Consider the following 25,438-nt stretch of genomic DNA (forward strand, 5'->3'; position numbering starts at 1 on the left):
CATCCTTTAGGTTTGTATCCTCCAATTATAGCAAATAGATTATAAAGCTGCCTCTGCTTCTTTAGATTCTGTAATATATTCAGCAATGGAAACATTACCATCCAATGAGCTTAAGAAGCGATGGCTGTCAATGATAGAAATTAATCTATTTTTAAAATTAGCAATCCCTTTTAAGTAGTCTAGACGAATATGTAAAAGAAGTCCTGGCTTTTCAATAAGACCTTCCGCTATATCAATAATCTCCTTCGTTTCCGCAACAAGTAAACCGTATTCAAATTCTTCTCCTTGAATGATGATGATTCTTCTATCGTTACTTTCTTCAATCGCTCGATCATAAAATATCATTTCAATATCAAGAACCGGGACAAGGTGGCCCCGAGAACGTATCATACCTTTTACATAATGCGGGAGTTGTGGGACTGATGTAAAACCTTCTGCCCGTTCTATAGCAATGACCTGATCAATAGTAATCGCATACTCTTCCTGCCTACATCGAAACACAATATATTTATCCAAAAGATTCACTCCTTCTTTTGTTCATAGTAAAAATATATCATATAATTAGTAAAAAAGAAGAGAGAAGAGTAGGGACTATTTTCCTAATGGAGAATTATATCTTTGATAGGGTTCTATCATGTTCTTCACAACATTTCCACTGAATTCTATTGGGATCATTTATGTAAATGTCAATTCTAACGATGTACAATTTTGGTTATTTAAGAACGTACAAATATGTACTACGGGAATAAATAATCGCAAATTCATCTATTTTCTAGTGCTTTTTGTACGAAAACGTGACTTGTGCAACCCTCTGACTTATCCTTTTGTCTTTTGCACGTTAACATGATGTACTTCCAATCTTTCTTCTTTTGAATTGAACGAGCACACCCCATTTGCTCATATACCTTTCTAATAATTAGCAAAAATTCGCTGTGTATGAAGGTTATCCGTCCAACTCATTCTCCTACTTTTCTTCTCATTTATGTTCACCAAAACCACTCTAAGAATAATTTTTCATCAACAAAAAAGAAAGCCGCTAGCACAAATTAAAATGTGCTCTGCGACTTTCAAGGTTGGCCTTACTTGAGCTGTAGCTATGCTCTAACACGAGGATTTAAGCTGCTACTTCCTCGATAATTGCTATTACCATTTCAGCTAACTTATTGAGCTCTTCGATAGACATTCTTTCGTTCGTTGTGTGAATTTCTTCATAACCTACTGCCAAGTTTACTGTAGGAATATCAAATCCAGCAATAATGTTGGCATCACTGCCACCACCGCTATGCAATAATTCCGGTTTACGCCCTACTTTTTCCGCCGCCTTTTTGGCAACTTCAACAACATGGTCACCGTCTGCAAATTTGAATCCTGGGTACATCACTTCAATATTAACTTCTGCTCTGCCACCCATTTCTTCTGCTGCACTTTCAAATGCCACTTTCATTTGCTCAACTTGCGCTTCCATTTTTTCAGCAATGAGAGAGCGTGCTTCCGCAAGAACGTCGACATGATCACATACGATATTTGTTTGTTTTCCGCCTTCAAAGCGACCGATATTGGCTGTTGTTTCTTCATCAATTCTACCTAAAGGCATTCTAGAAATCGCTTTTGATGCCATCGTAATTGCAGAAATACCTTTTTCTGGTGCTACTCCAGCATGTGCCGTTTTGCCAATCATCGTTGCTCTCACTTTCGCTTGTGTCGGAGCAGCAACAATAATATTACCTACTTTTCCATCGCTATCAAGAGCATAGCCGAATTTTGCTTGAATGAGAGAAGAGTCTAATGCTTTTGCACCAACTAGTCCAGATTCTTCACCGACAGTAATTATAAATTGGATTGTACCGTGAGCAATATTTTGCTCTTTAAGTACTTTGACGATTTCAAGCATTACCGCTAACCCAGTCTTATCATCAGCACCTAAAATCGTTGTGCCATCTGTAACTACATAACCATCCTGAATTGAAGGTTTGACCCCGATACCAGGCACAACCGTATCCATATGAGATGTGAAATAAATAGGGTCAACGCCTTCTTTATTTCCTTGAAGTGTACAAATTAAGTTGCCCGCTCCATGCCCTGTCACCGCAGTCGTATCATCTTCAAATACTTCTACTCCAATGTCACGGAATTTCTTTTTTAATACTTTTGCAATCTGTGCTTCATCCTTTGTTTCAGAATCAATTTGCACAAGTTCTAAAAACTCATTTAACAGTCTTTCTTCATTAATCATCCGTCAATAACCTCCAAATATCACGAGCCTTATTATGCTTTTAAACAGTTCTCTTCAACACTAATTAGTATACTCCTAACGAAACTTATCAGCAAATAAAGAATGTTTTATTCTATAAAGGCATATTCCCATGCTTTTTAAACGGGCGTGTTTCCTTTTTATTTTTTAACATATCTAACGCCTGGATGATTTTTATTCTTGTTTCTCTTGGATCAATGACATCATCTACCATACCCCGACTGGCTGCGACATATGGGTTGGCAAATTTTTCACGATACTCTTCTATTTTTTGCGCTCTCGTTTGTTCAGGATTTTCACTCGTGGCAATCTCCTTAGCAAAAATAATATTAGCTGCACCTTGAGGGCCCATGACAGCCACCTCAGCGTTTGGCCAAGCAAAAACCAAGTCTGCCCCAATAGATTTACTATTCAGCGCTACATAAGCCCCTCCGAACGCTTTTCGCAGTATGACGGTTAACTTAGGTACCGTTGCTTCTGAATAGGCATAAAGAATTTTTGCGCCATGACGAATAATTCCCCCATGTTCTTGCTTAATCCCAGGAAAGAACCCAGTTACGTCCTCAAAAGTCACTAATGGGATATTAAATGAGTCACAGAAACGAATAAAGCGGGCTGCTTTATCAGATGAATCAATATCTAACCCGCCAGCCATCACTTTAGGTTGATTACAAACAAGTCCAATTGATTCTCCCTTTATCCTCGCTAAGCCAACAACAATATTCTTGGCAAAATCAGGTTGCACCTCTAAGAAAGAATCAGCATCCACCACTTGATCAATTACTTTACGAACATCATAAGGTCTAATTGCATCAAATGGAATGATATCCGTTAAATCTGGTCGATAATCATCTGTTGATTCATCTGCTTTTCTTGGTGTGCGTTCTTCATTGTTTTGCGGGAGATAACTTAATAAATCCCGAACTTGCGCAATGACCTCTTCCTCTGTCTTTCCTTTAAAGTGAGCATTGCCACTTATCGTATTATGTACGTTTGCTCCACCTAAATCTTCTGCCGTAATTTTTTCTCCAGTAACGGTCTCAATCACTTTTGGTCCTGTAATGAACATTTGGCTCGTATTCTCGACCATAAAAACAAAGTCAGTAATAGCTGGCGAATAAACAGCCCCACCTGCACACGGACCTAAAATAACAGATATTTGTGGGATAACACCTGAATAAATTGAATTTCTATAAAAAATCTGTCCATATCCATCTAAAGAAACGACACCTTCTTGTATACGGGCACCACCAGAATCATTTAAGCCAATAAACGGAGCTCCGTTCTCTGCGGCTAAGTCCATAACATTCACAATTTTTTTTGCATGCATTTCCCCTAGTGCACCACCAAAAACCGTAAAATCCTGTGAGAAAAGAAAGATCGGACGCCCGTTCACTTTTCCATATCCAGTAATAACCCCATCACCAGGCCCTTTTTGTTTATCTAAACCAAAATCATTGCTACGGTGTTCAATAAACGGATTTAATTCCACAAATGTACCATCATCGACTAATAAAGCAATTCTTTCTCTTGCTGTTAGTTTTCCTTTTTCATGTTGTTTTTCAATTCTTTCGTCTCCGCCACCAAGCTCTACTTCTCTTCTACGATCATAAAGTTCGTTAATTTTTTCATAGATGTCTGCCATTAGCTTGTCATTCCCTTCTTTTCACATAATTCATATAAAACACTGCCAGTTGATTTAGGATGCATGAAGGCTACACTCGCTCCACCTGCACCCAATTTTGGCTGATCTTGAATCATTTGAATGCCTTTTGTTTTCATTTCTTCGATTCTCTCTTGAATAGAATGGACGCCAAATGCCACATGATGAAGACCTTCTCCCCTTTTAGCGATAAACTTCGCTACAGCGCTTTCATCTGTTTGCGGCTCTAATAACTCAAGTTTCGTCTCCCCAATTTGAATAAAGGCTACTTTAATGCCTTCACTCTTCACTTCTTCAATTCCTAACAAAGGTAATTGCAATGTTTCCGTATAAAAAGGTAATGATTGCGCTAATGATCGAACAGCGATACCAATATGATCAATTTTTTTGATCAACGAAATCCCCCCTATTCTATCTATTTAAAAATATCATTATTTTCTAACTATATATAATTATAATAATTTTCCACGAATATGTCGAATATACGAGAAAAAAACTCTATGTTGTTCAAATGAGAAAATCCTAGTAAAATAAAGAGGAATACCACTCAAGGGAGAGGGTGAAAGAAATTGCCGAAAAAAACAATGAAGATCATAGTCTATTTGATGATTTTCGTTATGCTTGCATCAACACTTCTAATGGGTCTAACGATGTTCTTCTAATATAAAATTAAAAAAGCATGGAACTACTTGAAGCTTAACAAGAAAAAGGACGGCTCAGCACTCGGAAATTCCGAATGTTGAGCCGTCCTTTTATAACGCGCCATATTTTTTCGCTAATTGTTCTGTGGTTTCATCAGTTGAAACAATTAATATTTTCGTTCCAATAGGAATTCTCTCAAATAAAGCTTCAACATGGTCATTCTTCAGGCGAATACAACCATTAGAGACATAATGACCTATCGAATCTGGGTCATTGGTGCCGTGAATGCCATAAATTCTGCCATCTGTCTCCTTCGCATCAAACCCCATCCAGCGTGTGCCTAACGGATTATTTTTCTTTCCTCCTGGAATGTCTTTTTTTCGATAATAAGGATTTTCCGCTTTTACTATAATTGTAAACATACCCTCTGGTGTTAAGCTATCAGTCTTTCCTGTAGCAACATGAACAACCTGTTGAACCTCCCTATTATCAATAAAAGTTAGCTCATTTGTGCGCTTATTTACAATCACGAAAGGATCTCCCGGTAACGGGTTTGGGCCAATGGGCCAAAGTGGAGAAATCATTAACACTAGAAAAAGATGACTCATCACATTTAGCAATAGAATCACATCCTTTTTCCCTTTATTGTTCTCCAGTGGCTGTATTTTGATACAAACTCTTGCTTCCTTTTAACCCCGCAAATTGACTTTTGATAAAGAGATATTCTTCCATTTCTTTAATAAAATAAAGTAAATCCGCGCGTGCTTCAAATTCTTCTCTTGTTTGTGGTAATGGCATTTCAGCGAATTGGGCCCGCATTTGTTGTAACTTATCGATGAAGAGACTGGCCGTGTTTCCTGGATGAATATGTTCGGATAAATCCTCTATAAAATCAGCTATCATCTCTGCTTGCTCAACATTTTCATCTATCGCTGTCACCACTGGCAAAACATGCTCAATGATTTCAAATTGTTTCTCTCTCATTTTGAAATAACTATAATAGAGACTCTCGTTCCTTAATACATGATTTTCCACTTCTCTGAATGCTAATGCTTTTGCTTCTTCAATTAATTGATACGTCTCCGTGATTTCCTTACCATCCCAAGTACTTTCATTTGTTCTTAAATATATGACAATCTCATCAAAAATCAGTTTGAAATTTTGTTCAATTTCTACTTGATATTCCTTTAATTTCACGTCAAGGCTAGGCATGTATAAATTGGCTAATAATGCAATTCCAACCCCAATGATAATAATTCCTACCTCATTTAAAATCAGTCCCACTGTCACTTGTTCAGCTGAATAAATATGTAGAATAATAACGGAACTTGTAACAATTCCATCGCTAGCTTTGAACATCACCGCTAATGGAATAAACACAAGTAAGACGATACCAATAACTAATGGATGATAGGCAAGTATTTCAAAGAGTAGAGACGCAACAAATATAGCAATGAAACACGCGAATATCCGATCCCATGAAGCACGCAAGGAATCTTTTTTTGTCACCTTCACACATAAAATTGTTAAAATACCGGCGGAGACATAATTCTCCAAACCAAGCATTTGCGCAATCATAATAGCAAGAGTTGCTCCGACTGCCGTTTTCACTGTTCTATAGCCTATTCTAAATTTCATCTTATTACTCCTCGTATGTTCATCATGCTAGTGCATTAAGAACGAATCAGTCTCGTATTCTAAAGCGAAATGTATCATTCAACATCCTTCATAACCATTCCCTACAAAATATATGATTATAACATATCAACCATTCATTTAACAGAGATTGTCCTCTCATCCCTCATACAATGCTATGTTTTATTATTATACAGTATTCACTTTTCAATAATGAAAAAAAGATGATCAGTTTGACCATCTTTTTCCGCTTTTATAATACTTTTTGTAAGAAATCTTGCGCACGCGAAGACTTAGGGTTGGAAAAGAATTCGTTAGGCGGGGCATCTTCTACTAGCACGCCACCATCTAGAAATAATACTCGATCCGCCACCTCACGCGCAAACCCCATTTCATGGGTAACAATAGCCATTGTCATACCTGAATGTGCGAGTGTTTTCATTACATCTAACACTTCTTTTACCATTTCAGGATCAAGTGCTGAGGTTGGTTCATCAAATAGCATAATTTCTGGATTCATCGCAAGTGCGCGAGCAATCGCTACCCGCTGCTTTTGACCCCCTGATAATTTGTTAGGATATTCCTGTGCTTTTATAGCTAATCCGACTTTTTCTAGTAATTTCATAGCGTTATTTTCCGCTTCTGATTTTGTTATTTTTTTTACCTTTAATGGTGCATAAGTTAAATTCTCCAACACGGTCATATGAGGGAATAAGTGGAAATGCTGAAACACCATCCCTACATTTTGTCGGACTTTTAATATATCTGTTTGTCGATCGGTAATATCCGCATCTTTAATCCATATCTTCCCGTTTGTTGGCTCTTCCAATTTATTAATACAACGCAAAAAAGTGGATTTACCTGAACCGGATGGACCAATAATAGCAACAACTTCACCATTATTTATCTGTGTTGAAATACCTTTTAGCACTTCATTCTTCCCGAAGGATTTATGCAATTTTTCCACTTTAATCACTGGATCTCAACCGCCCTTCAACTAGTTTGCCTAAGAATGTGAGTATCGTTACTAAGATATAGTAAATAATTCCGGCAAGAAGGAGTGGTTCCATAAATTGATACTGATTCGCTCCTACTTGATACGCTCGTCTCATCACATCCATTACCCCAATTGTGGTCACAAGGGCAGATTCTTTCGTTAATGTAATGAATTCATTCATAAGCGCAGGTAAAATATTCTTCATTGCTTGTGGGAGAATAATATTTACCATTGTCGGACGATACGGAACGCCTAAAGCCATTGCCGCTTCTTGCTGTCCTTTATCAATTGCTTGTATGCCTGCACGAATAATCTCAGAAATATAAGCGGCCGAGTTCAATGCAAATCCGATAATGGCTGCTGTTACACCCTCTATTTGAAAGCCTAATACTTGTGGTGAGCCAAAATAAATAATCATCAATTGTAAAATTAATGGCGTACCTCTAAAAACGGAAGTATAAGCATTCGCTAACCAATTTAATAGCTTAATTTTACTAATCTTACATAAAGAAAGGATAATTCCTAATAAAAACCCTAAAATACCCGCTAAACAAACAATCTGTAGTGTGACACCGAGCCCTTGTAAAATGAAAGGTAGAGAAGGGAGGACAGAGGTAAAATCTAAATTCATATATTGCCATTCCTCTCAGTAATTAATATTTGAAATTCATTTGATCCACCCATTGAAGGGAAAAAACGCCCAGAAGGTTTTTTCCCTTCTGAACGTTGATTTGGGTTTACTGCTCAGAGAACCACTTTGTGATAATGTCCTCGATTTCCCCGTTATCAATCATTTCTTGTAAGGCTTTATTAAATTCTTCTGTTAGCTCACTACCTTTTGGTAAAGCAATCGCATAGCCGCCGTCAGCATCCTCAATCGTTACACCAGCTAAATCTTTCTCTTTTTCAAGAAAGCCTTGTGCAACTGTATCTTCAATAATGGCTGCTTCAAAGCGACCTGCTTTAATCTCTTGAATGATCTCAGGAATACGATTACGGCTTTCAACCTTCATATCTATCCCTTCAGCTAAATCATTTGCTTTTGTCTCTTGAATAGAACCTAATTGTACACCAACTGTTTTTCCTTCTAAATCTTCAGCTGTTTCAATACCGCTACCTTCTTTAGAGATAATCATATGTTTAGAAGTATAGTAGATTTCAGTAAAGTCAACATTCTCTTTTCTTTCATCCGTTGCAGACATGGCTGATGCAACAAAATCAACTTGTTCGGAGTTAAGTGCTTGAATCAGTCCACCAAAATCCATATCTTTAATTTCTAAATTGTATCCTAGCTTTTCAGTCACTGCTTTTGCGATATCAGCATCAATCCCAATAATTTCCTCTCCTTGTGCTGTATCGATATATTCAAATGGTGGATAATCTGCTGACGTACCCATTACTAATGTTTTTTTATCGTTATCGCCGCCCGCTTCTTCACTTGATCCACATGCAGCTAAAAATCCTGCAATTAATACCAATAACGCACTTAAAAGTATCCATTGTTTCTTCACAATCTTTCCTCCTAAAAATTATATAGTATGAAAATAAATTTCGTTTTTAATCAATTAATATTTATTCATCTAGATGTATTTTAACACATTCACATGAATATGCAATGATATATTTGCATAATTATATTTTTATAATATTTTTTTGATTTTTCTAACTAATTTTCAGTATAAAGGAAGGAATTGTATATGAAAAGAAAAAGTTTACTAGTTTTCAATTCTCTATTAAAAAATGGTAGAAGTGTTAAATGCAAAAAAAAGAATAACCGTACGGAACGGCTATTCTTTCCATGATAAAATAATGATATTATACTTCTTCACAATGTTCTTCGAATGATGCTTGAAGCTTTTGAACAACTGCCATTGGATCGTGTCCCTCAATATCATGGCGTTCAACCATCGTAATAATTTCTCCATCTTTTAACAAAGCAAAGGAAGGTGAAGATGGTGGAAAACCTGTGAAATATGAACGTGCTTCAGCAGTTGCTTCTTTATCCTGACCAGCAAATACTGTTACTAAATGATCAGGGCGCTTATCATAATGAATAGAGTGTGCTGCAGCAGGACGAGCAATTCCCCCTGCACACCCACAAACAGAGTTAACCATTACGAGCGTTGTTCCTTTTTTATCTAATGCTTGTTTCACATCTTCTGCTGTTCTTAACTCTGTATATCCTGCATGAACGATTTCTTTACGAGCTTGTTGCACAACATCATTCATAAACAAATTAAAATCCATACTCATGATTTCATTCCCCCTAAAGAATAATTAGGATCAAAGTGTCCTTATACGTTTTATTCGTTTACGTATAATTATATCATACCAAGGTCGTGAGTTTTTTTACAGTATAGAAACTTTTATCTTTTAGTTTTAAAAGAAAAACTTTGGGGTAACATACAATATATAACCCTCCCCCTGGGTGTTCCTGCTAGTAAAGCAGGCTTATATATACTAGAACTGCCCCTATCACGGTGAAGGGGCAGCTTTTTTTATTCTCTTGTATACCGCCTAAAAAGTTCCTCGACAACCGCTGTTACGGTTCGGTTACCTGCAATCACATCATTTTCAATTTTAGGCAGCATTTCTTTCACGACAGGTGAACCAAAAAAACGATAATGAAGTTGATCTGTGATCATGGAATAAATCCATTCTTTCGCTTGTTCTCTTCTTCTCTGCTCGAAGACACCAGAAGTTTGTGTATTGGCAATAAATTGTTGAATCACTTCCCACACTTCTTTTATACCTTCTTCATAAAGGGAAGAACAAACATAAGCCCTAGATGGCCATCCTTTCGTTGCAGGTTGAAGGAAATGAAGAATTTTTTCATATTCAGCTTTCGTTTTTTTGGCTGCATGTTTATTTTCCCCATCTGCTTTATTAACGATAATCGTGTCTGCTAACTCCATAATTCCTTTTTTCATTCCTTGCAGTTCGTCACCAGCTCCAGTTAAAACAAGGAGCATGAAGAAATCAACCATATCACGTACAATCACTTCGCTTTGACCAACACCGACCGTTTCCACTAAGATGACATCAAAACCAGCCGCTTCACATAAGATCATCGTTTCTCTTGTTTTGCGATGGACACCACCTAGTTTTCCTGATGTTGGTGATGGACGGATAAATGCGAGAGGATTTCTGGCGAGTTGCTCCATTCTCGTTTTATCACCAAGAATACTACCACCACTTAATTTTGAACTAGGATCAACAGCCAAAACAGCTACTTTTGCCCCTAACTCATTACATAAATACGAACCAAAAGATTCTATAAAAGTACTTTTCCCTGCACCAGGCACCCCAGTAATGCCAATACGAATAGATTGATTCGCATGTGGTAAAACTCTATGCAATAACTCTTGAGCTCCTTGAAAATGATGCTCAGCATTACTCTCTATTAAAGTAATGGCACGAGCAAGTGCACTTCGGTTACCTTCTAATAAGCCTTTTTCCAGTTCATCAATGGGTGGAGAGGTTTCTTTTTTCTTTTTAAAGTTACTTCCTCTTGTCAGAGACGAAAAACTGGATGAGAAGTCACCAGCCTGAACAGAATCTGTAAAAGCTTCATTAGACGGCCTTCCACGCTTCTTATATGTGTCCATATTAATTCGTCACTTCCTCATAGCCTAAACGATGATAAATCTCTCTTATTACCTTTTGCGCAGCCACTGGAATCACTGTTCCTGGTCCAAAGATAGCTGATGCACCATTAGCAAGCAAATACTCATAATCTTGCGGTGGAATTACGCCTCCTACGACAACTAAAATATCTTCACGCCCTAGCTTTTTTAACTCAGCCACTAATTGTGGTAACAATGTTTTATGACCAGCAGCAAGAGAACTAAACCCAACCACATGCACGTCATTTTCGACTGCTTGAATCGCTGTTTCCTCTGGCGTTTGAAAAAGTGGTCCAATGTCCACATCAAACCCTAAATCTGCAAAGGCTGTAGAAATGACTTTCGCTCCTCTATCATGTCCATCCTGTCCCATTTTAGCAATTAAAATACGAGGTCTTCTCCCCTCATTTTCTAAAAATTCATCAGCCATTGTCTTTACTTCATTAATTTCCTCTTCATTAGAAAAATGGGAGCTATATACACCACTAATAGAGCGAATCATCGCTTTATGTCGTTTAGCTACCAATTCAATACTATCAGAAATTTCTCCTAAAGATGCCCGCACTCGTGCCGCCTGAACGGATAAAGCTAAAAGATTCCCTTCACCTGTCTCAGCTGCTCTCGTAATAGCTGCAAGCGCTTCTTTCACCTTATCTTCATCTCTTGTCGCTCTTAAATGCTCTAAGCGTTCTATTTGCTTTAACCGCACTGCAGTATTATCAATATTTAGAATATCTAGAGGCTCCTCCTGCTCAAGCCGGTATTTATTTACACCAATGATTGTTTCTTTATTCGAATCTATCTGTGCTTGCCTTCTTGCAGCCGCCTCCTCAATCCTCATTTTTGGTAATCCTGTTTCAATCGCTTTAGCCATTCCGCCAAGTTCTTCAATTTCCTCAATATGCGCCCAAGCTTTCTCTACCAACTCATTTGTTAGACTTTCTACATAATAAGAACCGCCCCAAGGATCGATTACATTGGTTATGCCTGTTTCCTCTTGTAAAAATAACTGTGTATTGCGCGCAATCCTTGCTGAGAAATCGGTTGGTAAGGCAATCGCTTCATCTAGTGCATTTGTGTGTAGTGACTGTGTATGTCCCATCGCTGCTGCATGCGCTTCTATCAAAGTTCTTGTCACATTATTGTATGGATCTTGTTCTGTTAAACTCCAACCGGAAGTTTGCGAGTGTGTTCTTAACGCCATCGATTTCGGATTTTTTGGTGCAAAGTTTTTCATCATCTTTGCCCATATAAGTCTAGCCGCTCTCATCTTTGCCACTTCCATAAAATAGTTCATCCCAATTGCCCAAAAAAAGGACAATCTAGGAGCAAAAGAATCGATATCAATCCCTGCTTTCATCCCTGTACGCACATATTCAAGTCCATCTGCGAGCGTGTATGCTAATTCTATATCTGCCGGCGCACCTGCTTCTTGCATGTGATAACCAGATATACTGATACTATTAAATTTAGGCATATAATGTGACGTATACTCAAATATGTCTGCAATGATTTTCATTGACATATCGGGTGGGTAAATATAGGTGTTTCTCACCATATACTCTTTAAGGATATCGTTTTGAATCGTCCCCGCAAGCTTTTCCTGGCTCACTCCCTGCTCTTCAGCCGTGACAATATAGAACGCCATAATCGGTAAAACTGCTCCATTCATTGTCATGGAGACTGACATTTGGTCTAAAGGAATGCCATCAAACAATATTTTCATATCTAAAATACTATCAATGGCTACGCCTGCTTTTCCGACATCGCCAACCACTCGCGGATGATCGGAATCATAGCCACGATGTGTAGCAAGATCGAAAGCGACTGAAAGTCCTTTTTGCCCCATCGCTAAATTACGACGATAGAACGCATTACTTTCTTCCGCTGTTGAAAACCCAGCATATTGCCTAACAGTCCAAGGTCGATTAACATACATCGTTGGATATGGACCTCGTGTGTAAGGTGCGATTCCTGGCATATCATCAAGATGTTCCATCGACGTTAGATCATTATGGGAATAAATTGATTTAATATTTATACTTTCATTTGTTTCAAACACATCATGATGGATTTTATCAGGATGTTGCGCTTTGTCACCCTCATCAAATAATTTCACTTTCGTAAAATCAGGTTTGGTCATTTCACTTCACCCTCCCAATCTTCCACAATGGTGCTTAGTATATGGTAGCAATCACTTTTCATATGGAGAAACTCGGTGATGCCCGCCTCTTTCCAACATTTTTGTTCCTCTACTGTAGGATGACCAGCCAAATATAGTTTAAATATGCTTTGTTTCTCTGTCATTACTAACTTCACAGCAGTTAAAAGATCATCATCATATTGATCGTTTGCACCACAAATCACGTAATGAGATAAAGGATTATTTTCTATTTGTTCCTTTAGGTTCTCTGTATGCATAATTGGTATAAAATGAGAACGAATACCACCTGGAGCTAAAAAGCCGGTTACAAAATCCATACGCGGCTTATGCTTTTTTAAATCTCCAAGACATAATAAGCCCACCTGAATATCAACGCTACTCGCCTTCATCATTTCTACTTGATAGCGCAGCTTTTCATATGGAATGGATAAACGGTTGCCTAGGGTCACTGCATTCTGCAGCGGTGATTCATCTAAATTCGCATATTTGTTCGTGCCAACAATACTTTGCTTTCGCGTATAAATATCAGCTAACCGCTTTTTTTGCACTTGCGTAATCTGTTCTTGAATCCAACCTGTCTCTATGGCAACTTCCATACCACCTTGATCTTCTATTGCTAAAAATAAATCCCAAGCTCTTTCAGCAATTTGATTCGTGATTGATTCAATATAATAAGACCCTCCTGCCGGATCAATGACTTTATTTAGATGCGCTTCTTCCCTTAAAATCAATTGGGTATTTCGAGCAATTCGATTCGCAGTAAAAGAGGAGGCTTCACTAGGTTCATCAAATGGTGACACGTGTAAATAATTGATCCCACCTAGTATGGCTGCAAAGGCCTCATTCCCTGCCCGTAAAAGATTGACATAGGGGTCGTACAATGTTTTTGTAAATGGTGAAGTTTGAGCAGAAATGGTCATGTTCATTAGCTTCTCATTTAGTCCGTATGCTTCTAAAACTTTAGACCATAGGATTTTTGCCGCTCTTAATTTACTGATTTCCGTAAAAAACTGAGCGCCAATGGAAAAATGAAATACGACCTTATCTACTATTTCTTCTATAGAGAAGTCTTCGCTGAGCAAGCGCTCAATATGAGAAACAGCAGAAGCAATGGCAATTGCCAGTTCTTGAATAGCATTTGCACCTAGTTCATGATATATGGTCGTATGAATTAAAATGGTTTTTAGCTTAGGTGAGGACTTTTTCGCATGTACAATTGCTTCTAACCAATCATTATCGTAACCTTTACTATTATTCATTAAACTGGCTAACGGATCTTTCCCAATAAACCCCTTCGAATTTTGCTGACCAATCGTTTTGTATAAATCTAGTGAAGAATTTTCCGTCATTAAACAAAATGGATATTCTTCTAAGCCTTCAACAATCGCTGCTACTTCTGAAAGCTTGTAAAGATCAGGGTTAAATGAAATGGCTGATTGCCCTTTATTTAATTCTTCTAATAATTGTTTTTTCATTTCTTTTGCCGATGTAGAAGAAAGCCGTTGCGAGACGTTCCATGGTTCTTCAAGATATCCTGAAGAGGTATATCCTCGACGAAAGTCTGAACTTCCTGGAAGTGGATTTTGGATAGGTGATGGTAAATCTTCTCGTGAATAAAGCGGTTTCAATTTAATCCCTTCATAAGTGACTGTTGATAAACGATCGATGGACCCACCCTTTAATGATTCCTCTGCTTTCTCCTGCCAATCGCGTAAAGTCGGCTTTGTAAATGTCTCATTTTTCATTTTATTTAAATTCATAAAATATCTGTCTAAAAAGACAGGACCTCCCCTCATCATAGCGATCAAAACATTAATAAAATTCTAATAAATCTTAATTTTATTGTAGTATAGATAGGAAAAAGCTGCAATCTTTTGTAGAATTCCATCAATTTATCATCTAGAAATACTTTATTTATGGGGTAATTTATTGTGGTTCTTGAAACTTGATATTTATTTTCATAAAAAAAAGAGAGGCGAATGGCCTCTCTTTTTTTACGATCACTTCTTAGTATACAGATGTATTTTCTTTAGAAGTATTTTCAAGAATTTCTCTTACACGTTGCATGAATTGACCACATACTAATCCGTCTAGTACACGGTGGTCAAGTGACATACAAAGGTTAACCATGTCACGAACAGCAATCATACCGTTGTCCATAACAACTGGACGCTTCACAATAGATTCTACTTGAAGAATCGCTGCTTGAGGGTGGTTGATGATGCCCATTGATTGAACAGAACCGAATGAACCAGTGTTATTTACAGTGAATGTACCACCAGACATATCAGCACCTGTTAATTTACCAGCACGTACTTTACCAGCTAACTCACCGATTTCACGCGCAATACCTTTGATTGTTTTTTCATCAGCATTTTTGATAACTGGTGTATAAAGAGCGTCTTGAGTTGCTACTGCAATATTCAAGTTGATGTCTTTTTTACGTACAATTTTGTCGCCAGCCCACATAGAGTTGATTTGTGGATATTCTTTAAGTGCTTGCGCAACTGCTTTTACGAAGAAAGCAAAGAATGTAAGGTTGAAGCCTTCTTTCTTCTTGAACTCACCTTTAATTGAGTTACGATACTCAACAAGATTTGTTACGTCTACTTCCATCATTGTCCAACCATGAGGAGCCTCATGTTTGCTCTTAAGCATGTTAGCTGCAATTGCTTTACGTACACCAGTCACAGGAATTTCTTCATCTCCTGGTACAACTGGTACATTTGTGCCTGCTGCTTTTGCTGGTTTAGAAGCTGCCGCTTTTGGTGCTTCTTGCTTAGGTGCTTCTGCTTTTGCTGGTGCTTCTGCTTTTGGTGCATTATCAGCAGTTGGAATATTACCAGACTCAATAATTTTGTTTAGATCTTTACGTGTGATTCTTCCGCCTGCTCCAGTACCAGCTACTTGGCTAAGGTCAATGCCATGCTCTTGAGAAAGCTTAAGTACAGCTGGAGAATAACGTCCACCTTTAGGTGCATCTGCTGCAGGTGTAGAAGCGACTGATTTGCTTTCTGATTTTGGCGCTTCTTCTTTTGCTGGTGCAGAAGTTTCTTCAGAAGCTTGAGGCTCGCTGCTTCCGCCACCTTCAGTTTCAATTGTTAAAATGACTTCTCCTACTTCATATGTGCCGTCTTCTTCGGCAATTAGCTCTTTAATTACTCCATCAAAAGATGAAGGAACCTCAGCATTTACTTTATCAGTCATTACTTCTGCAAGTGGATCGTACTTATTTACTTTATCTCCAACAGATACTAACCATTTACTAATTGTACCTTCTGTTACACTTTCACCTAATTGAGGCATTTTTATTTGTTCGATAGCCATTATTAAAGTGACCTCCTTATTACTTATCAACATCTATTTGGAATGTGGCAAAAAGAGTCGGATTTCCGCTCTCATTGCCACTTTTGATTAATATTCAGCTAATTCTCTCATTGCTTTTTCTACTTTATCCGGGTTAACCATGAAGAATTTCTCCATTGTTGGTGCATATGGCATTGCTGGTACATCTGGACCTGCAAGGCGCATAATTGGTGCATCTAAGTCAAATAGGCAGTTCTCAGCAATAATCGATCCTACTTCACCCATAATGCTTCCTTCTTTTGTATCTTCTGTAAGAAGAAGGACTTTACCCGTTTTAGAAGCTGCTTCGATAATCGCTTCTTTATCTAATGGATAAACCGTACGTAAGTCTAAAATATGAGCAGAGATACCATCTTTCGCTAGTTTTTCTGCTGCTTGAAGAGCAAAGTGTACGCATAATCCGTAAGTGATGATTGTAATATCTTCACCTTCACGTTTAACGTCAGCTTTACCAATTGGAAGTACATAATCATCTTCAGGTACTTCACCTTTAATTAAACGGTAAGCACGCTTATGCTCGAAGAACATAACAGGATCGTCATCACGAATCGCTGCTTTTAAAAGTCCTTTTGCGTCGTATGGTGTAGAAGGCATAACAATTTTTAAACCTGGTTGGTTTGCAAATACAGCTTCTACTGATTGAGAGTGATAAAGGGCACCATGGACACCGCCACCATATGGTGCACGAATAACCATTGGAGCACTCCAGTCGTTATTTGAACGGTAACGAACTTTTGCTGCTTCTGAAATAATTTGGTTGACAGCAGGCATGATGAAATCAGCAAATTGCATTTCTGCGATAGGACGCATACCGTACATTGCCGCACCAACACCAACACCAGCGATTGCAGATTCTGCAAGTGGTGTATCTAGCACACGGTCTTCACCAAATTTTTCATATAAGCCGTTTGTCGCTCTGAAAACTCCACCTTTACGACCAACGTCTTCTCCTAGTACAAATACTTTTGGGTCTCTTTCCATTTCTTCGCGCATCGCTAAAGTGATCGCGTCAATATAAGACATTACTGCCATGTGTTATTCCCCCCTACTTATTCTGCGTACACATATTTCAATGCATCTTCTGCATCTGCATATGGTGCATTTTCAGCATAATCAGTTGCTTCATTCACGATTTTCATAATACGATCGTTCATTTCTTTTTCTTTTTCATCATCGAAAAGACCAATTTCTTTTAAGTAGGCTGCAAAAGTAATAATCGAATCTTTTTCTTTCGCTGCGTCTACTTCTTCACGATCACGGTAGCTGCGATCATCATCATCAGAAGAGTGTGGAGTTAAACGATAAGAAACTGTTTCAACTAATGTAGGACCTTCACCTTTACGTCCACGATCAGCTGCTTCTTTAACTGCTTGGTACACTGCTAATGGATCGTTACCATCTACAGTTACACCAGGCATACCGTAACCGATTGCACGATCTGATACTTTCTCACATGCCAATTGTTTTTCAATTGGTACAGAGATCGCATACTTATTATTTTCACACATGAAAATAACTGGTAATTTATGAACACCTGCAAAGTTTGCTCCTTCGTGGAAATCTCCTTGGTTAGAAGAACCTTCACCGAAAGTAACAAATGTACAAAGATCTTTATTTTCCATTTTCCCAGCAAGTGCAATACCTACTGCGTGAGGAACTTGTGTTGTAACTGGAGAAGAACCTGTTACGATACGGTTTTTCTTTTGCCCAAAGTGACCTGGCATTTGACGGCCACCTGAGTTTGGATCTTCCGCTTTAGCGAATGCTGATAACATTAATTCTTTCGCAGTCATACCGAATGCAAGAACAACACCCATGTCACGATAATATGGAAGGGCATAATCTTTCTCTCTGTCTAATGCAAAAGATGCACCTACTTGCGCAGCCTCTTGTCCTTGACATGAAATAACGAAAGGAATTTTACCTGCACGGTTTAAAAGCCACATACGCTCGTCAATACGGCGTGCTAAAAGCATGGTTTCATACATTTCTAATACTTGCTCATCACTTAAACCTAAAGCTTTATGACGATTTTTAGTTTTACCCATTTCAAAACCTCCTAAATATATATAGAAGAACGTGGAACGCTCTTATATTCTCCACTTAATGAAGTGAGGCTTCTAGATTTCCAACAAAATCTAGAAGTCCACTTTAATAAATCCTAACGCTTATCCGTGAATTGCTTTTCCGTCTACTGCTAATGCAGCTTCTCCGATTGCTTCAGATAAAGTTGGGTGAGGGTGAATCGTATGTGCTACTTCCCAAGGTGTAGCATCTAATACTTTTGCAAGACCTGCTTCAGAAATCATATCTGTCACATGTGGTCCAATCATGTGTACACCTAAGATGTCATTTGTCTCTTCGTCAGCAATAATTTTAACAAAGCCGTCAGACTCACCGAATACAAGCGCTTTACCAATCGCACGGAACATGAATTTACCGACTTTCACTTTATAGCCTTGTTCCTTCGCTTGATCTTCTGTGATACCTACACTTGCAGCTTCTGGTGAAGAATAGATACATTTAGAAATAAGATCATAATCCATTGGCTCTGGATTTTGGTCTGCGATATGTTCTACTGCATGAATACCTTCATGTGAAGCAACATGTGCAAGTTGAAGTCCACCAATTACATCACCAATTGCATAAATATGAGACTCTTTTGTTTGGTAATGCTCGTTCACAACGATGCTTCCTTTTTCTACTTGAATATCAGTATTTTCAAGACCAATACCTTCAGTATTTGCTTGACGACCTACAGATACAAGAAGCTTTTCAGCTGTGAATTCTTTTGTTTCGCCTTTTACTTCAGCAGAAACCGTTACACCGCCATCTTGTTTCAATGTTTCAGGAAGTACTTTCGCTTTAGTAACGATATTTACGCCACGTTTTTTCAGTAGACGTTGCATTTCCTTACTTACATCCTTATCTTCAGTAGGGATAATACGGTCAGCAAATTCTAGTACAGTTACTTCTGCACCGAAATCAGCAAGCATAGAAGCCCACTCGATACCGATTACACCGCCACCAACGATAATAATTGACTTAGGAATTTCCTCCATCGATAATGCTTCATCAGAAGTCATTACATTTCCGCCAACTTCTAAACCAGGTAATGTTCTTGGACGAGAACCTGTTGCCACAATAACATTTTTAGGTACAAGCATTTCATTCTCATCACCATTATTCATTTCAACAGAAATTGTTCCTGCTGTTGGAGAGAAGATGGATGGTCCTAAAATACGTCCAAAACCGTCGTATACATCAATTTTTCCTTGCTTCATAAGGTGTTGAACACCTTTATGCAATTGATCAACAATTTTGCCTTTTCTCTCTTGCACTTTTGCAAAGTTTACTGATACTTCGCCAGTAGAAATACCGAACTCATCACTATTCTTAGCAGTCGCAAAAACTTCCGCACTTCTTAGCAATGCTTTACTTGGGATACAACCTTTATGAAGGCAAGTACCGCCAAGATTTCCTTTTTCTACTAACGCTGTTTTAAGACCAAGTTGAGAAGCACGAATAGCAGCTACATAACCACCAGTACCTCCGCCAAGAATGACTAAATCATATTCTTGTGCCATTAATAAACCCTCCTATTACTACTTACTTAACTGTTGTTGTATTTAATTCATCAATAGAGTAATTCTTAGCTTCTTCTTCGCCACGAAGAACACGAAGTGCACCTTCTGCAAGCGCTTGAAGTTCATCTTCACCAGGTTCAATGATGACATCTGCAATCCAGTTAACATAGCTTGAAATATCATTTACAAATGCTTTCCCATAAGCTAGTCCACCTGTTAAAATGATCGCGTCTACTTTACCTTTTAATACCGCACTTGCAGTACCAATTTCTTTTGCAATTTGGTAACCCATCGCATCGTAAACGAGCTTCGCTTTTTCATCGCCAGCTTCAATCATTTTTTCCACTTTAACAGCATCGTTCGTACCAAGGTAACCTACAAGTCCACCTTCACCAACTAACATGCTCATGATTTCTTCACGGTAATATTCACCAGAGAAGCACATATCAATAAGGTCGCCAGCTGGAACAGTTCCTGCACGTTCAGGACTGAATGGCCCTTCACCATGAAGTGCATTATTCACATCAATTACACGGCCTTTTTCATGAGCGCCAACAGAAACTCCGCCACCCATATGTGTAACAATTAAGTTTAAGTCTTCGTATTTCTTACCTAATTTTTTTGATACTCTTCTTGCTACTGCCTTTTGATTTAATGCATGGAATATGCTTGTTTTATCAATTTGTGGGAAACCAGTAACGCGGGCGATCGGTGCTAATTCATCAACAACAACCGGATCGACAATAAAGGAAGGAATATTTAGACCTGAAGCAATTTCGTAAGCCAAAATCCCACCTAAATTGGATGCGTGCTGACCAGCATAACCAACTTTTAAGTCCTCAATCATCTCATTATTAACCGCATAAGTACCACCAGGAATTGGGCGTAAAAGTCCTCCGCGACCGACTACTGCGCTTAGTTTTGAAATGTTAATTCCTTCAGCGTCTAAAGTTTCTAAAATAGCGTTTTTACGGAATTCATATTGATCGAAAATTGTTTTAAACTTTTTAATCTCGTCTGTATCATGTCTTAATGTTTTTTCAAACACAGAACTATCATTATCGAAAACACCGATCTTCGTTGAAGTAGATCCTGGGTTGATGACGAGCATTCTCTTGATTTGATCTTGCACAACAGACCCTCCATTATTTATCCATTTTTGAAATTACATAAGGAAATAGCTAGCGCCTTATGAAGGCGCTCGCCACTTCAATATGAACCATAATTACTTACGGCGGCTTAAGATGTGATGACCATTTTGAAGGAATGTGCTGCGAGATTGTTTCATTGTCGCAATTCTTTCTTCTGCCATACGGTCAGCAGCTTTATAAGTTGGGATATTTTCTTCTTTAGAAATTTGCATAATACGGTCAATTGTATCGTATAGACCTTCAACTTTTTTCATTGCACGTTCAGCATTGTAACCATAAAGTTCGTCAGCAACGTTAATAACACCACCAGCATTGATTACATAGTCAGGAGCGTATACGATACCCATTTCGTGGATTTGATCGCCATGACGTTCTTCTTTTAATTGGTTGTTAGCAGAACCTGCGATTACTTTTGCTTTAAGTTGTGGAATTGTATCATCATTTACAGTTGCACCTAATGCGCATGGGGCATAGATATCACATTCAACACCATAAATGTCATTAATTCCCACTGCTTCTGCACCGAAATCATCAACTGCACGTTGAACAGCTTCTTTGTTAATATCAGTTACGATTAATTTTGCTCCTTCTTCATGAAGGTGTTTACATAAGTGATATGCAACATTACCTACACCTTGAACAGCAATTGTTTTACCTTCAAGAGAGTCAGTTCCGAATGCTGCTTTTGCTGCTGCTTTCATACCTACGTACACACCGTAAGCAGTTACAGGAGAAGGATTACCAGAAGAACCAAATGCTGGAGAAATACCAGTTACATAATCAGTTTCTTCATGAATTAAGTCCATATCAGCTACAGTTGTACCAACATCCTCTGCAGTGATATAACGTCCGTTAAGACCTTGAATATATCGTCCGAAAGCACGGAATAATGCTTCATTTTTATCTTTCTTAGGATCACCGATGATAACTGTTTTACCGCCACCAAGGTTAAGTCCAGCTGCAGCATTTTTATAAGTCATACCTTTTGCAAGACGAAGAGCATCTTCAATCGCTGCCTCTTCTGACTCATAAGTCCACATACGTGTTCCGCCTAATGCAGGTCCTAAAGTTGTATCATGAATAGCGATGATTGCTTTTAATCCTGATTCTTTATCTTGGCAAATAACGACTTGTTCGTAATCATATTTCTCTAGATATTTAAAAATTTCCATGGTTGTAAATCCTCCTTGTTTTTAAAAGAAAATATATTATTTAGCAGAGCAAATAGCTAAAGCAAGTGAATATAATTTACTCTCTGCTGAGTCTGCTCTGGAAGTTAAAACGATTGGTGCTTTTGCACCTGCAATCACTGCACCAACTTTTGCTTGAGCAAAGTAGATCAATGATTTGTATAAAGCATTTCCAACTTCAATAGTAGGCACAAGTAAGATATCTGCTTGTCCAGCAACATCACTTGTAATACCTTTATGCTCAGCAGCTTCAATAGAAACTGCATTATCAAGTGCTAAAGGTCCATCAACGATGCAGCCTTTAATTTGACCACGTTGATTCATTTGCGTTAATGCCGCTGCATCTAATGTTGCTTGCATATTTGGGTTTACTACCTCAACCGCAGCAATTGGTGCAACTTTAGGCATTTCCACCCCGATACTCTTAGCAATACCTACTGCATTTGCTGTTATTTGCGCTTTTTGACTTAAATCAGGCGCAATGTTCATCGCAGCATCAGTGACAATCGTAAATTTGTCAAAGTTAGGAACTTCAAAAACAGCAACATGTGAAAGAACGCTACCAGTTCTCAAGCCATATTCTTTGTTAAGTACGGCTTTTAGAATAACTGCTGTAGGAACATTTCCTTTCATAAGTACGCTTGCTTTTTTTTCTTTGACAGATTTAACCGCCATTTCAGCAGCTAAAGCAGCTGTTTCAGCATGCATAATTGTTAGGTGGTCGCTACTAGCGACATCTGCATGGTTTGCATTCAGTATTTGCGTAATCTTTTCAGAGTTACCGAATAATAGAAAGCTTGCCATGTTCTTCTTTAGTGCACCAGCTACAGCTTCTAAGACTTCTTCGTCTTCTGCTGCGGCAACTGCAACTACATTGCCTTCATATTGGGTTGCTTTCTCTATAAGCGAATCCAATTTCATCTGTCTCAACCCCTTTACTTCAAAGTGCGTGCAAGTAAAAAGTTTTTTTGCTGCACTCATATTTTTATTATGCAATTACCGTGCCAAAATTAAAATGCGATGAAAACGCTTTATTGCTCAAAATCTACCGTGAAATTTATTGCAAACCATGCAAATTATTGCATGCTTTTATTTTCAATTTGATATTTTTCCAATTTATAGTATAAATTCCTTACAGATAGCCCTAAATGTTTGGCTGCTTGTGTCTTATTACCATCCGCTTGTTTCATTGCTTTCGTAATAATTTCTTTTTCAAAACCTTCCAGTTGCTTTGCTAATGGCTCTCCTTGTTGAATAGATGCATGCATTTCAGAATCTACGAGAACTGGACTGTCACTATTCGCTAATGTAGATAAATGTTCACTGTCAATATGTGTTTGATAGCCCATAAATATAATCGCTCTTCCAATAATATTATCTAGTTCACGGACATTACCTGGCCAATCATATGCCATTAAAACCTTCATCGCTTCTTCTGTTACACCTTCTACATTACGGCCATATTCAATATTGATTTTTTCAATTAAGCGGTCCACTAGTAAAGGGATATCTTCTTTTCTTTTTCTCAAAGACGGAATATGAATTGGCATTCGATTCAAACGGTAGTATAAATCCTCTCTAAATCCGCCGTTCGCAATGGCTTTTTCCAGATTAACATTGGTTGCAGCAATAATTCGGACGTTAATCTGAAGAGGCTTTGTACCACCTACTCGGGTAATCTCTCCTTCTTGTAGCACCCTTAATAGTTTAGCCTGTGTGCTGGCAGTTAACTCGCCAATTTCATCCAAAAAGATACTTCCTTTATCCGCTTCTTCAAATAAACCCCTTTTTCCGCCTCTTTTCGCGCCAGAAAAAGCACCTTCCTCATAACCAAATAATTCACTTTCCAGTAGTGATTCCGATAAGGCAGCACAGTTTACACGAACAAATTTATTATATTTACGGTCACTTGCATTATGAATGGCATGTGCAAATAATTCTTTACCTGTTCCAGATTCACCTCTCAATAGAACGGTTGCTGGCGTTTTTGCTCCAAGTTTAGCTTGTTCAATTGCAATGGCCATTTCATCAGACTGACCAATAATATCTTCAAAAGTATACTTAGCTTCTAAATTTCGAATAATTTGTCTCGCGCGGTTTAATTCGCGACTCATACTTTGTAGATCTGAAACGTCATGCAAAACCCCGACGCTTCCTTTTAAAATACCATCTACAATTACCGGAGCTACATTGACGACAACTTCTTTTCTCTTCGGACCTACACGCATTGGTACACCCCTGATGGCTCTGCGTGTTTTAAGCACCTTCATATGAACACTTTCACCTTCTGAGATATCAGCAGTTGCCGGTTTACCAATGACTTCCTCTTCTGCTAATCCAGTGATTTTTGAATAGGCCGGGTTAATAATTAACCCCTTCCCATCTTCATCTACTACAGAGATCGCTTCATCACTTGATTGTATAATAGCTTGAAGCATTGTTTTTAAATTTTTCAAATCAGTAATTTCTTCAGCTAAATCAACTAATTCCGTAATGTCTTTAAAAATAGAAACCGCACCGATTAATTGACCGTTATCACCGATTACAGGAATTCTCGTAGTAATAATTTTCAACCCACTACCTAAAACAAACTCTTGGTTTGTTTCCACTCTCCTTGAATGCAACACTCTCGGCAGTAAGCTTCCGCTAATTACATCTCCGATCTTTTTACCTATCGCCTGTTTCTTTTCTATTCCTGTCATCGTTTCTGCGCTTTTATTAAAAAGTATAATTTCCTCGTCAGGATTGATGACGATCATACCGTTATCGGTCGTATTAAATATGAGGTTGAATTTATATGTTTGATTAGAAAGTGCGGATATGAGCTCTTCCTTTTGAGACAAAAGTTTGGCCATTAAATAAGCGACACTACCAGGGATAAAAATTACCTCTTCTTTGATTGAAGATCTAATTTGTTTACTAACTTCTTCATCTCCTGTTACTTCAATAATAATATCAACAGGTTCTTTAATAAATTGGCGCCAATCATAACCAATTTGCACACCATCTTCACTCGCAAGTTGAAGTCCTTTTGCTTCGCGATTAATATCAACAACCGCTGTTACTATTAACATTTCTGTTTCTTTCAATAATCGATATATCGAGGAGCCACCTTGACCAGCCCCGATGATAATTACTTTTTGCATACTTTCACCTTACCCTGAAT

General features: G+C 38.1%; 22 protein-coding genes. 1 reads left to right on the forward strand and 21 read right to left on the reverse strand.

The window, feature by feature from the left end; all coding sequences use genetic code 11:
• Positions 1 to 39: 39 nt before the first annotated feature.
• From MKY26_RS09580 to mce, 4 genes are all read right to left on the reverse strand, one after another.
• Positions 40 to 516 carry a chemotaxis protein CheW gene (locus tag MKY26_RS09580; protein WP_157733941.1) on the reverse strand — a complete coding sequence of 159 codons (477 nt, stop codon included), beginning with the start codon at positions 514 to 516 and terminating at the stop codon, positions 40 to 42.
• 598 nt (positions 517 to 1,114) lie between these two features.
• Positions 1,115 to 2,233, reverse strand: coding sequence for a M20/M25/M40 family metallo-hydrolase (locus MKY26_RS09585; RefSeq protein ID WP_341096363.1), 1,119 nt, complete (start codon positions 2,231 to 2,233; stop codon positions 1,115 to 1,117).
• A 112-nt stretch (positions 2,234 to 2,345) separates the two neighbouring features.
• Complete coding sequence (locus tag MKY26_RS09590; RefSeq protein WP_307312961.1) at positions 2,346 to 3,896, reverse strand: acyl-CoA carboxylase subunit beta; 1,551 nt, start codon at positions 3,894 to 3,896, stop codon at positions 2,346 to 2,348.
• A complete protein-coding gene (gene mce, locus MKY26_RS09595; RefSeq protein WP_328197499.1) occupies positions 3,896 to 4,309 on the reverse strand; it encodes a methylmalonyl-CoA epimerase in 414 nt (137 codons plus the stop codon). The genes MKY26_RS09590 and mce overlap by 1 nt, the downstream gene beginning before the upstream one ends.
• 189 nt (positions 4,310 to 4,498) lie before the next feature.
• Between mce and prli42 the strand changes: the two genes are divergently transcribed.
• Positions 4,499 to 4,576, forward strand: a complete 78-nt coding sequence (gene prli42, locus MKY26_RS09600; protein WP_218971988.1) for a stressosome-associated protein Prli42 — start codon at positions 4,499 to 4,501, stop codon at positions 4,574 to 4,576.
• Between the two features lie 90 nt (positions 4,577 to 4,666).
• Here prli42 and MKY26_RS09605 read toward each other — a convergent pair whose 3' ends face one another.
• From MKY26_RS09605 to MKY26_RS09685, 17 genes are all read right to left on the reverse strand, one after another.
• A complete protein-coding gene (locus MKY26_RS09605; protein ID WP_307313732.1) occupies positions 4,667 to 5,164 on the reverse strand; it encodes a L,D-transpeptidase in 498 nt (165 codons plus the stop codon).
• A gap of 34 nt (positions 5,165 to 5,198) precedes the next feature.
• The gene (locus MKY26_RS09610; RefSeq protein WP_224936034.1) at positions 5,199 to 6,194 is read right to left on the reverse strand and encodes an aromatic acid exporter family protein; all 996 of its coding nucleotides are present in this window, start codon (positions 6,192 to 6,194) and stop codon (positions 5,199 to 5,201) included.
• 250 nt (positions 6,195 to 6,444) lie between these two features.
• Positions 6,445 to 7,167 (reverse strand): amino acid ABC transporter ATP-binding protein, encoded by a 723-nt coding sequence (locus MKY26_RS09615; RefSeq protein ID WP_095372656.1) that lies wholly within the window; start codon positions 7,165 to 7,167, stop codon positions 6,445 to 6,447.
• On the reverse strand, positions 7,160 to 7,819 hold the full coding sequence (locus MKY26_RS09620; protein WP_095372655.1) for an amino acid ABC transporter permease: 660 nt from the start codon (positions 7,817 to 7,819) through the stop codon (positions 7,160 to 7,162). The genes MKY26_RS09615 and MKY26_RS09620 overlap by 8 nt, the downstream gene beginning before the upstream one ends.
• 106 nt (positions 7,820 to 7,925) lie before the next feature.
• The gene (locus MKY26_RS09625; RefSeq protein WP_095372654.1) at positions 7,926 to 8,699 is read right to left on the reverse strand and encodes a transporter substrate-binding domain-containing protein; all 774 of its coding nucleotides are present in this window, start codon (positions 8,697 to 8,699) and stop codon (positions 7,926 to 7,928) included.
• 304 nt (positions 8,700 to 9,003) lie between these two features.
• On the reverse strand, positions 9,004 to 9,441 hold the full coding sequence (locus MKY26_RS09630; RefSeq protein ID WP_095372653.1) for a BrxA/BrxB family bacilliredoxin: 438 nt from the start codon (positions 9,439 to 9,441) through the stop codon (positions 9,004 to 9,006).
• A 245-nt stretch (positions 9,442 to 9,686) separates the two neighbouring features.
• Positions 9,687 to 10,796 (reverse strand): methylmalonyl Co-A mutase-associated GTPase MeaB, encoded by a 1,110-nt coding sequence (gene meaB / locus MKY26_RS09635; protein WP_095372652.1) that lies wholly within the window; start codon positions 10,794 to 10,796, stop codon positions 9,687 to 9,689.
• Between the two features lies 1 nt (position 10,797).
• Positions 10,798 to 12,957 (reverse strand): methylmalonyl-CoA mutase, encoded by a 2,160-nt coding sequence (gene scpA, locus MKY26_RS09640; protein WP_095372651.1) that lies wholly within the window; start codon positions 12,955 to 12,957, stop codon positions 10,798 to 10,800.
• Positions 12,954 to 14,723, reverse strand: a complete 1,770-nt coding sequence (locus tag MKY26_RS09645) for a methylmalonyl-CoA mutase subunit beta (RefSeq protein ID WP_233435224.1) — start codon at positions 14,721 to 14,723, stop codon at positions 12,954 to 12,956. Before MKY26_RS09645 ends, scpA begins: the two co-directional genes overlap by 4 nt.
• Before the next feature lie 262 nt (positions 14,724 to 14,985).
• Positions 14,986 to 16,305, reverse strand: coding sequence for a dihydrolipoamide acetyltransferase family protein (locus MKY26_RS09650; protein ID WP_095372649.1), 1,320 nt, complete (start codon positions 16,303 to 16,305; stop codon positions 14,986 to 14,988).
• An 87-nt stretch (positions 16,306 to 16,392) separates the two neighbouring features.
• Positions 16,393 to 17,376 (reverse strand): alpha-ketoacid dehydrogenase subunit beta, encoded by a 984-nt coding sequence (locus tag MKY26_RS09655; RefSeq protein ID WP_095372648.1) that lies wholly within the window; start codon positions 17,374 to 17,376, stop codon positions 16,393 to 16,395.
• Positions 17,377 to 17,393: 17 nt separating this feature from the next.
• Positions 17,394 to 18,392, reverse strand: coding sequence for a thiamine pyrophosphate-dependent dehydrogenase E1 component subunit alpha (locus MKY26_RS09660; protein WP_095372647.1), 999 nt, complete (start codon positions 18,390 to 18,392; stop codon positions 17,394 to 17,396).
• A 120-nt stretch (positions 18,393 to 18,512) separates the two neighbouring features.
• Positions 18,513 to 19,931: a dihydrolipoyl dehydrogenase gene (gene lpdA / locus MKY26_RS09665; RefSeq protein WP_095372646.1), complete on the reverse strand. Its 1,419-nt coding sequence runs from the start codon at positions 19,929 to 19,931 to the stop codon at positions 18,513 to 18,515.
• Between the two features lie 22 nt (positions 19,932 to 19,953).
• A complete protein-coding gene (gene buk / locus MKY26_RS09670; protein ID WP_370873267.1) occupies positions 19,954 to 21,042 on the reverse strand; it encodes a butyrate kinase in 1,089 nt (362 codons plus the stop codon).
• Between the two features lie 114 nt (positions 21,043 to 21,156).
• Positions 21,157 to 22,254, reverse strand: a complete 1,098-nt coding sequence (gene bcd / locus MKY26_RS09675) for a branched-chain amino acid dehydrogenase (RefSeq protein ID WP_095372644.1) — start codon at positions 22,252 to 22,254, stop codon at positions 21,157 to 21,159.
• Between the two features lie 36 nt (positions 22,255 to 22,290).
• Positions 22,291 to 23,193 carry a phosphate butyryltransferase gene (gene yqiS, locus MKY26_RS09680; protein ID WP_233435223.1) on the reverse strand — a complete coding sequence of 301 codons (903 nt, stop codon included), beginning with the start codon at positions 23,191 to 23,193 and terminating at the stop codon, positions 22,291 to 22,293.
• Between the two features lie 155 nt (positions 23,194 to 23,348).
• A complete protein-coding gene (locus tag MKY26_RS09685) occupies positions 23,349 to 25,418 on the reverse strand; it encodes a sigma-54 interaction domain-containing protein (RefSeq protein ID WP_095372642.1) in 2,070 nt (689 codons plus the stop codon).
• Between the last annotated feature and the right edge of the window lie 20 nt (positions 25,419 to 25,438).

Origin of the sequence: Cytobacillus sp. FSL R7-0680 (assembly GCF_038009245.1) — a bacterium.
Classification (GTDB): domain Bacteria; phylum Bacillota; class Bacilli; order Bacillales; family Cytobacillaceae; genus Cytobacillus; species Cytobacillus kochii.

Bases quoted from the DNA above. Each gene is read 5' to 3' on its own strand.
- MKY26_RS09605 (WP_307313732.1), bottom strand. From the start codon at position 5,164: ATGAGTCATCTTTTTCTAGTGTTAATGATTTCTCCACTTTGGCCCATT.
- MKY26_RS09685 (WP_095372642.1), bottom strand. From the start codon at position 25,418: ATGCAAAAAGTAATTATCATCGGGGCTGGTCAAGGTGGCTCCTCGATA.
- MKY26_RS09645 (WP_233435224.1), bottom strand. From the start codon at position 14,723: ATGAAAAATGAGACATTTACAAAGCCGACTTTACGCGATTGGCAGGAG.
- meaB (WP_095372652.1), bottom strand. From the start codon at position 10,796: ATGGACACATATAAGAAGCGTGGAAGGCCGTCTAATGAAGCTTTTACA.
- MKY26_RS09630 (WP_095372653.1), bottom strand. From the start codon at position 9,441: ATGAGTATGGATTTTAATTTGTTTATGAATGATGTTGTGCAACAAGCT.
- MKY26_RS09655 (WP_095372648.1), bottom strand. From the start codon at position 17,376: ATGGCAGTAATGTCTTATATTGACGCGATCACTTTAGCGATGCGCGAA.
- MKY26_RS09620 (WP_095372655.1), bottom strand. From the start codon at position 7,819: ATGAATTTAGATTTTACCTCTGTCCTCCCTTCTCTACCTTTCATTTTA.
- MKY26_RS09590 (WP_307312961.1), bottom strand. From the start codon at position 3,896: ATGGCAGACATCTATGAAAAAATTAACGAACTTTATGATCGTAGAAGA.
- MKY26_RS09610 (WP_224936034.1), bottom strand. From the start codon at position 6,194: ATGAAATTTAGAATAGGCTATAGAACAGTGAAAACGGCAGTCGGAGCA.
- bcd (WP_095372644.1), bottom strand. From the start codon at position 22,254: ATGGAAATTTTTAAATATCTAGAGAAATATGATTACGAACAAGTCGTT.
- buk (WP_370873267.1), bottom strand. From the start codon at position 21,042: ATGCTCGTCATCAACCCAGGATCTACTTCAACGAAGATCGGTGTTTTC.
- MKY26_RS09650 (WP_095372649.1), bottom strand. From the start codon at position 16,305: ATGGCTATCGAACAAATAAAAATGCCTCAATTAGGTGAAAGTGTAACA.
- MKY26_RS09660 (WP_095372647.1), bottom strand. From the start codon at position 18,392: ATGGGTAAAACTAAAAATCGTCATAAAGCTTTAGGTTTAAGTGATGAG.
- prli42 (WP_218971988.1), top strand. From the start codon at position 4,499: ATGAAGATCATAGTCTATTTGATGATTTTCGTTATGCTTGCATCAACA.
- lpdA (WP_095372646.1), bottom strand. From the start codon at position 19,931: ATGGCACAAGAATATGATTTAGTCATTCTTGGCGGAGGTACTGGTGGT.
- MKY26_RS09585 (WP_341096363.1), bottom strand. From the start codon at position 2,233: ATGATTAATGAAGAAAGACTGTTAAATGAGTTTTTAGAACTTGTGCAA.
- yqiS (WP_233435223.1), bottom strand. From the start codon at position 23,193: ATGAAATTGGATTCGCTTATAGAGAAAGCAACCCAATATGAAGGCAAT.
- scpA (WP_095372651.1), bottom strand. From the start codon at position 12,957: ATGACCAAACCTGATTTTACGAAAGTGAAATTATTTGATGAGGGTGAC.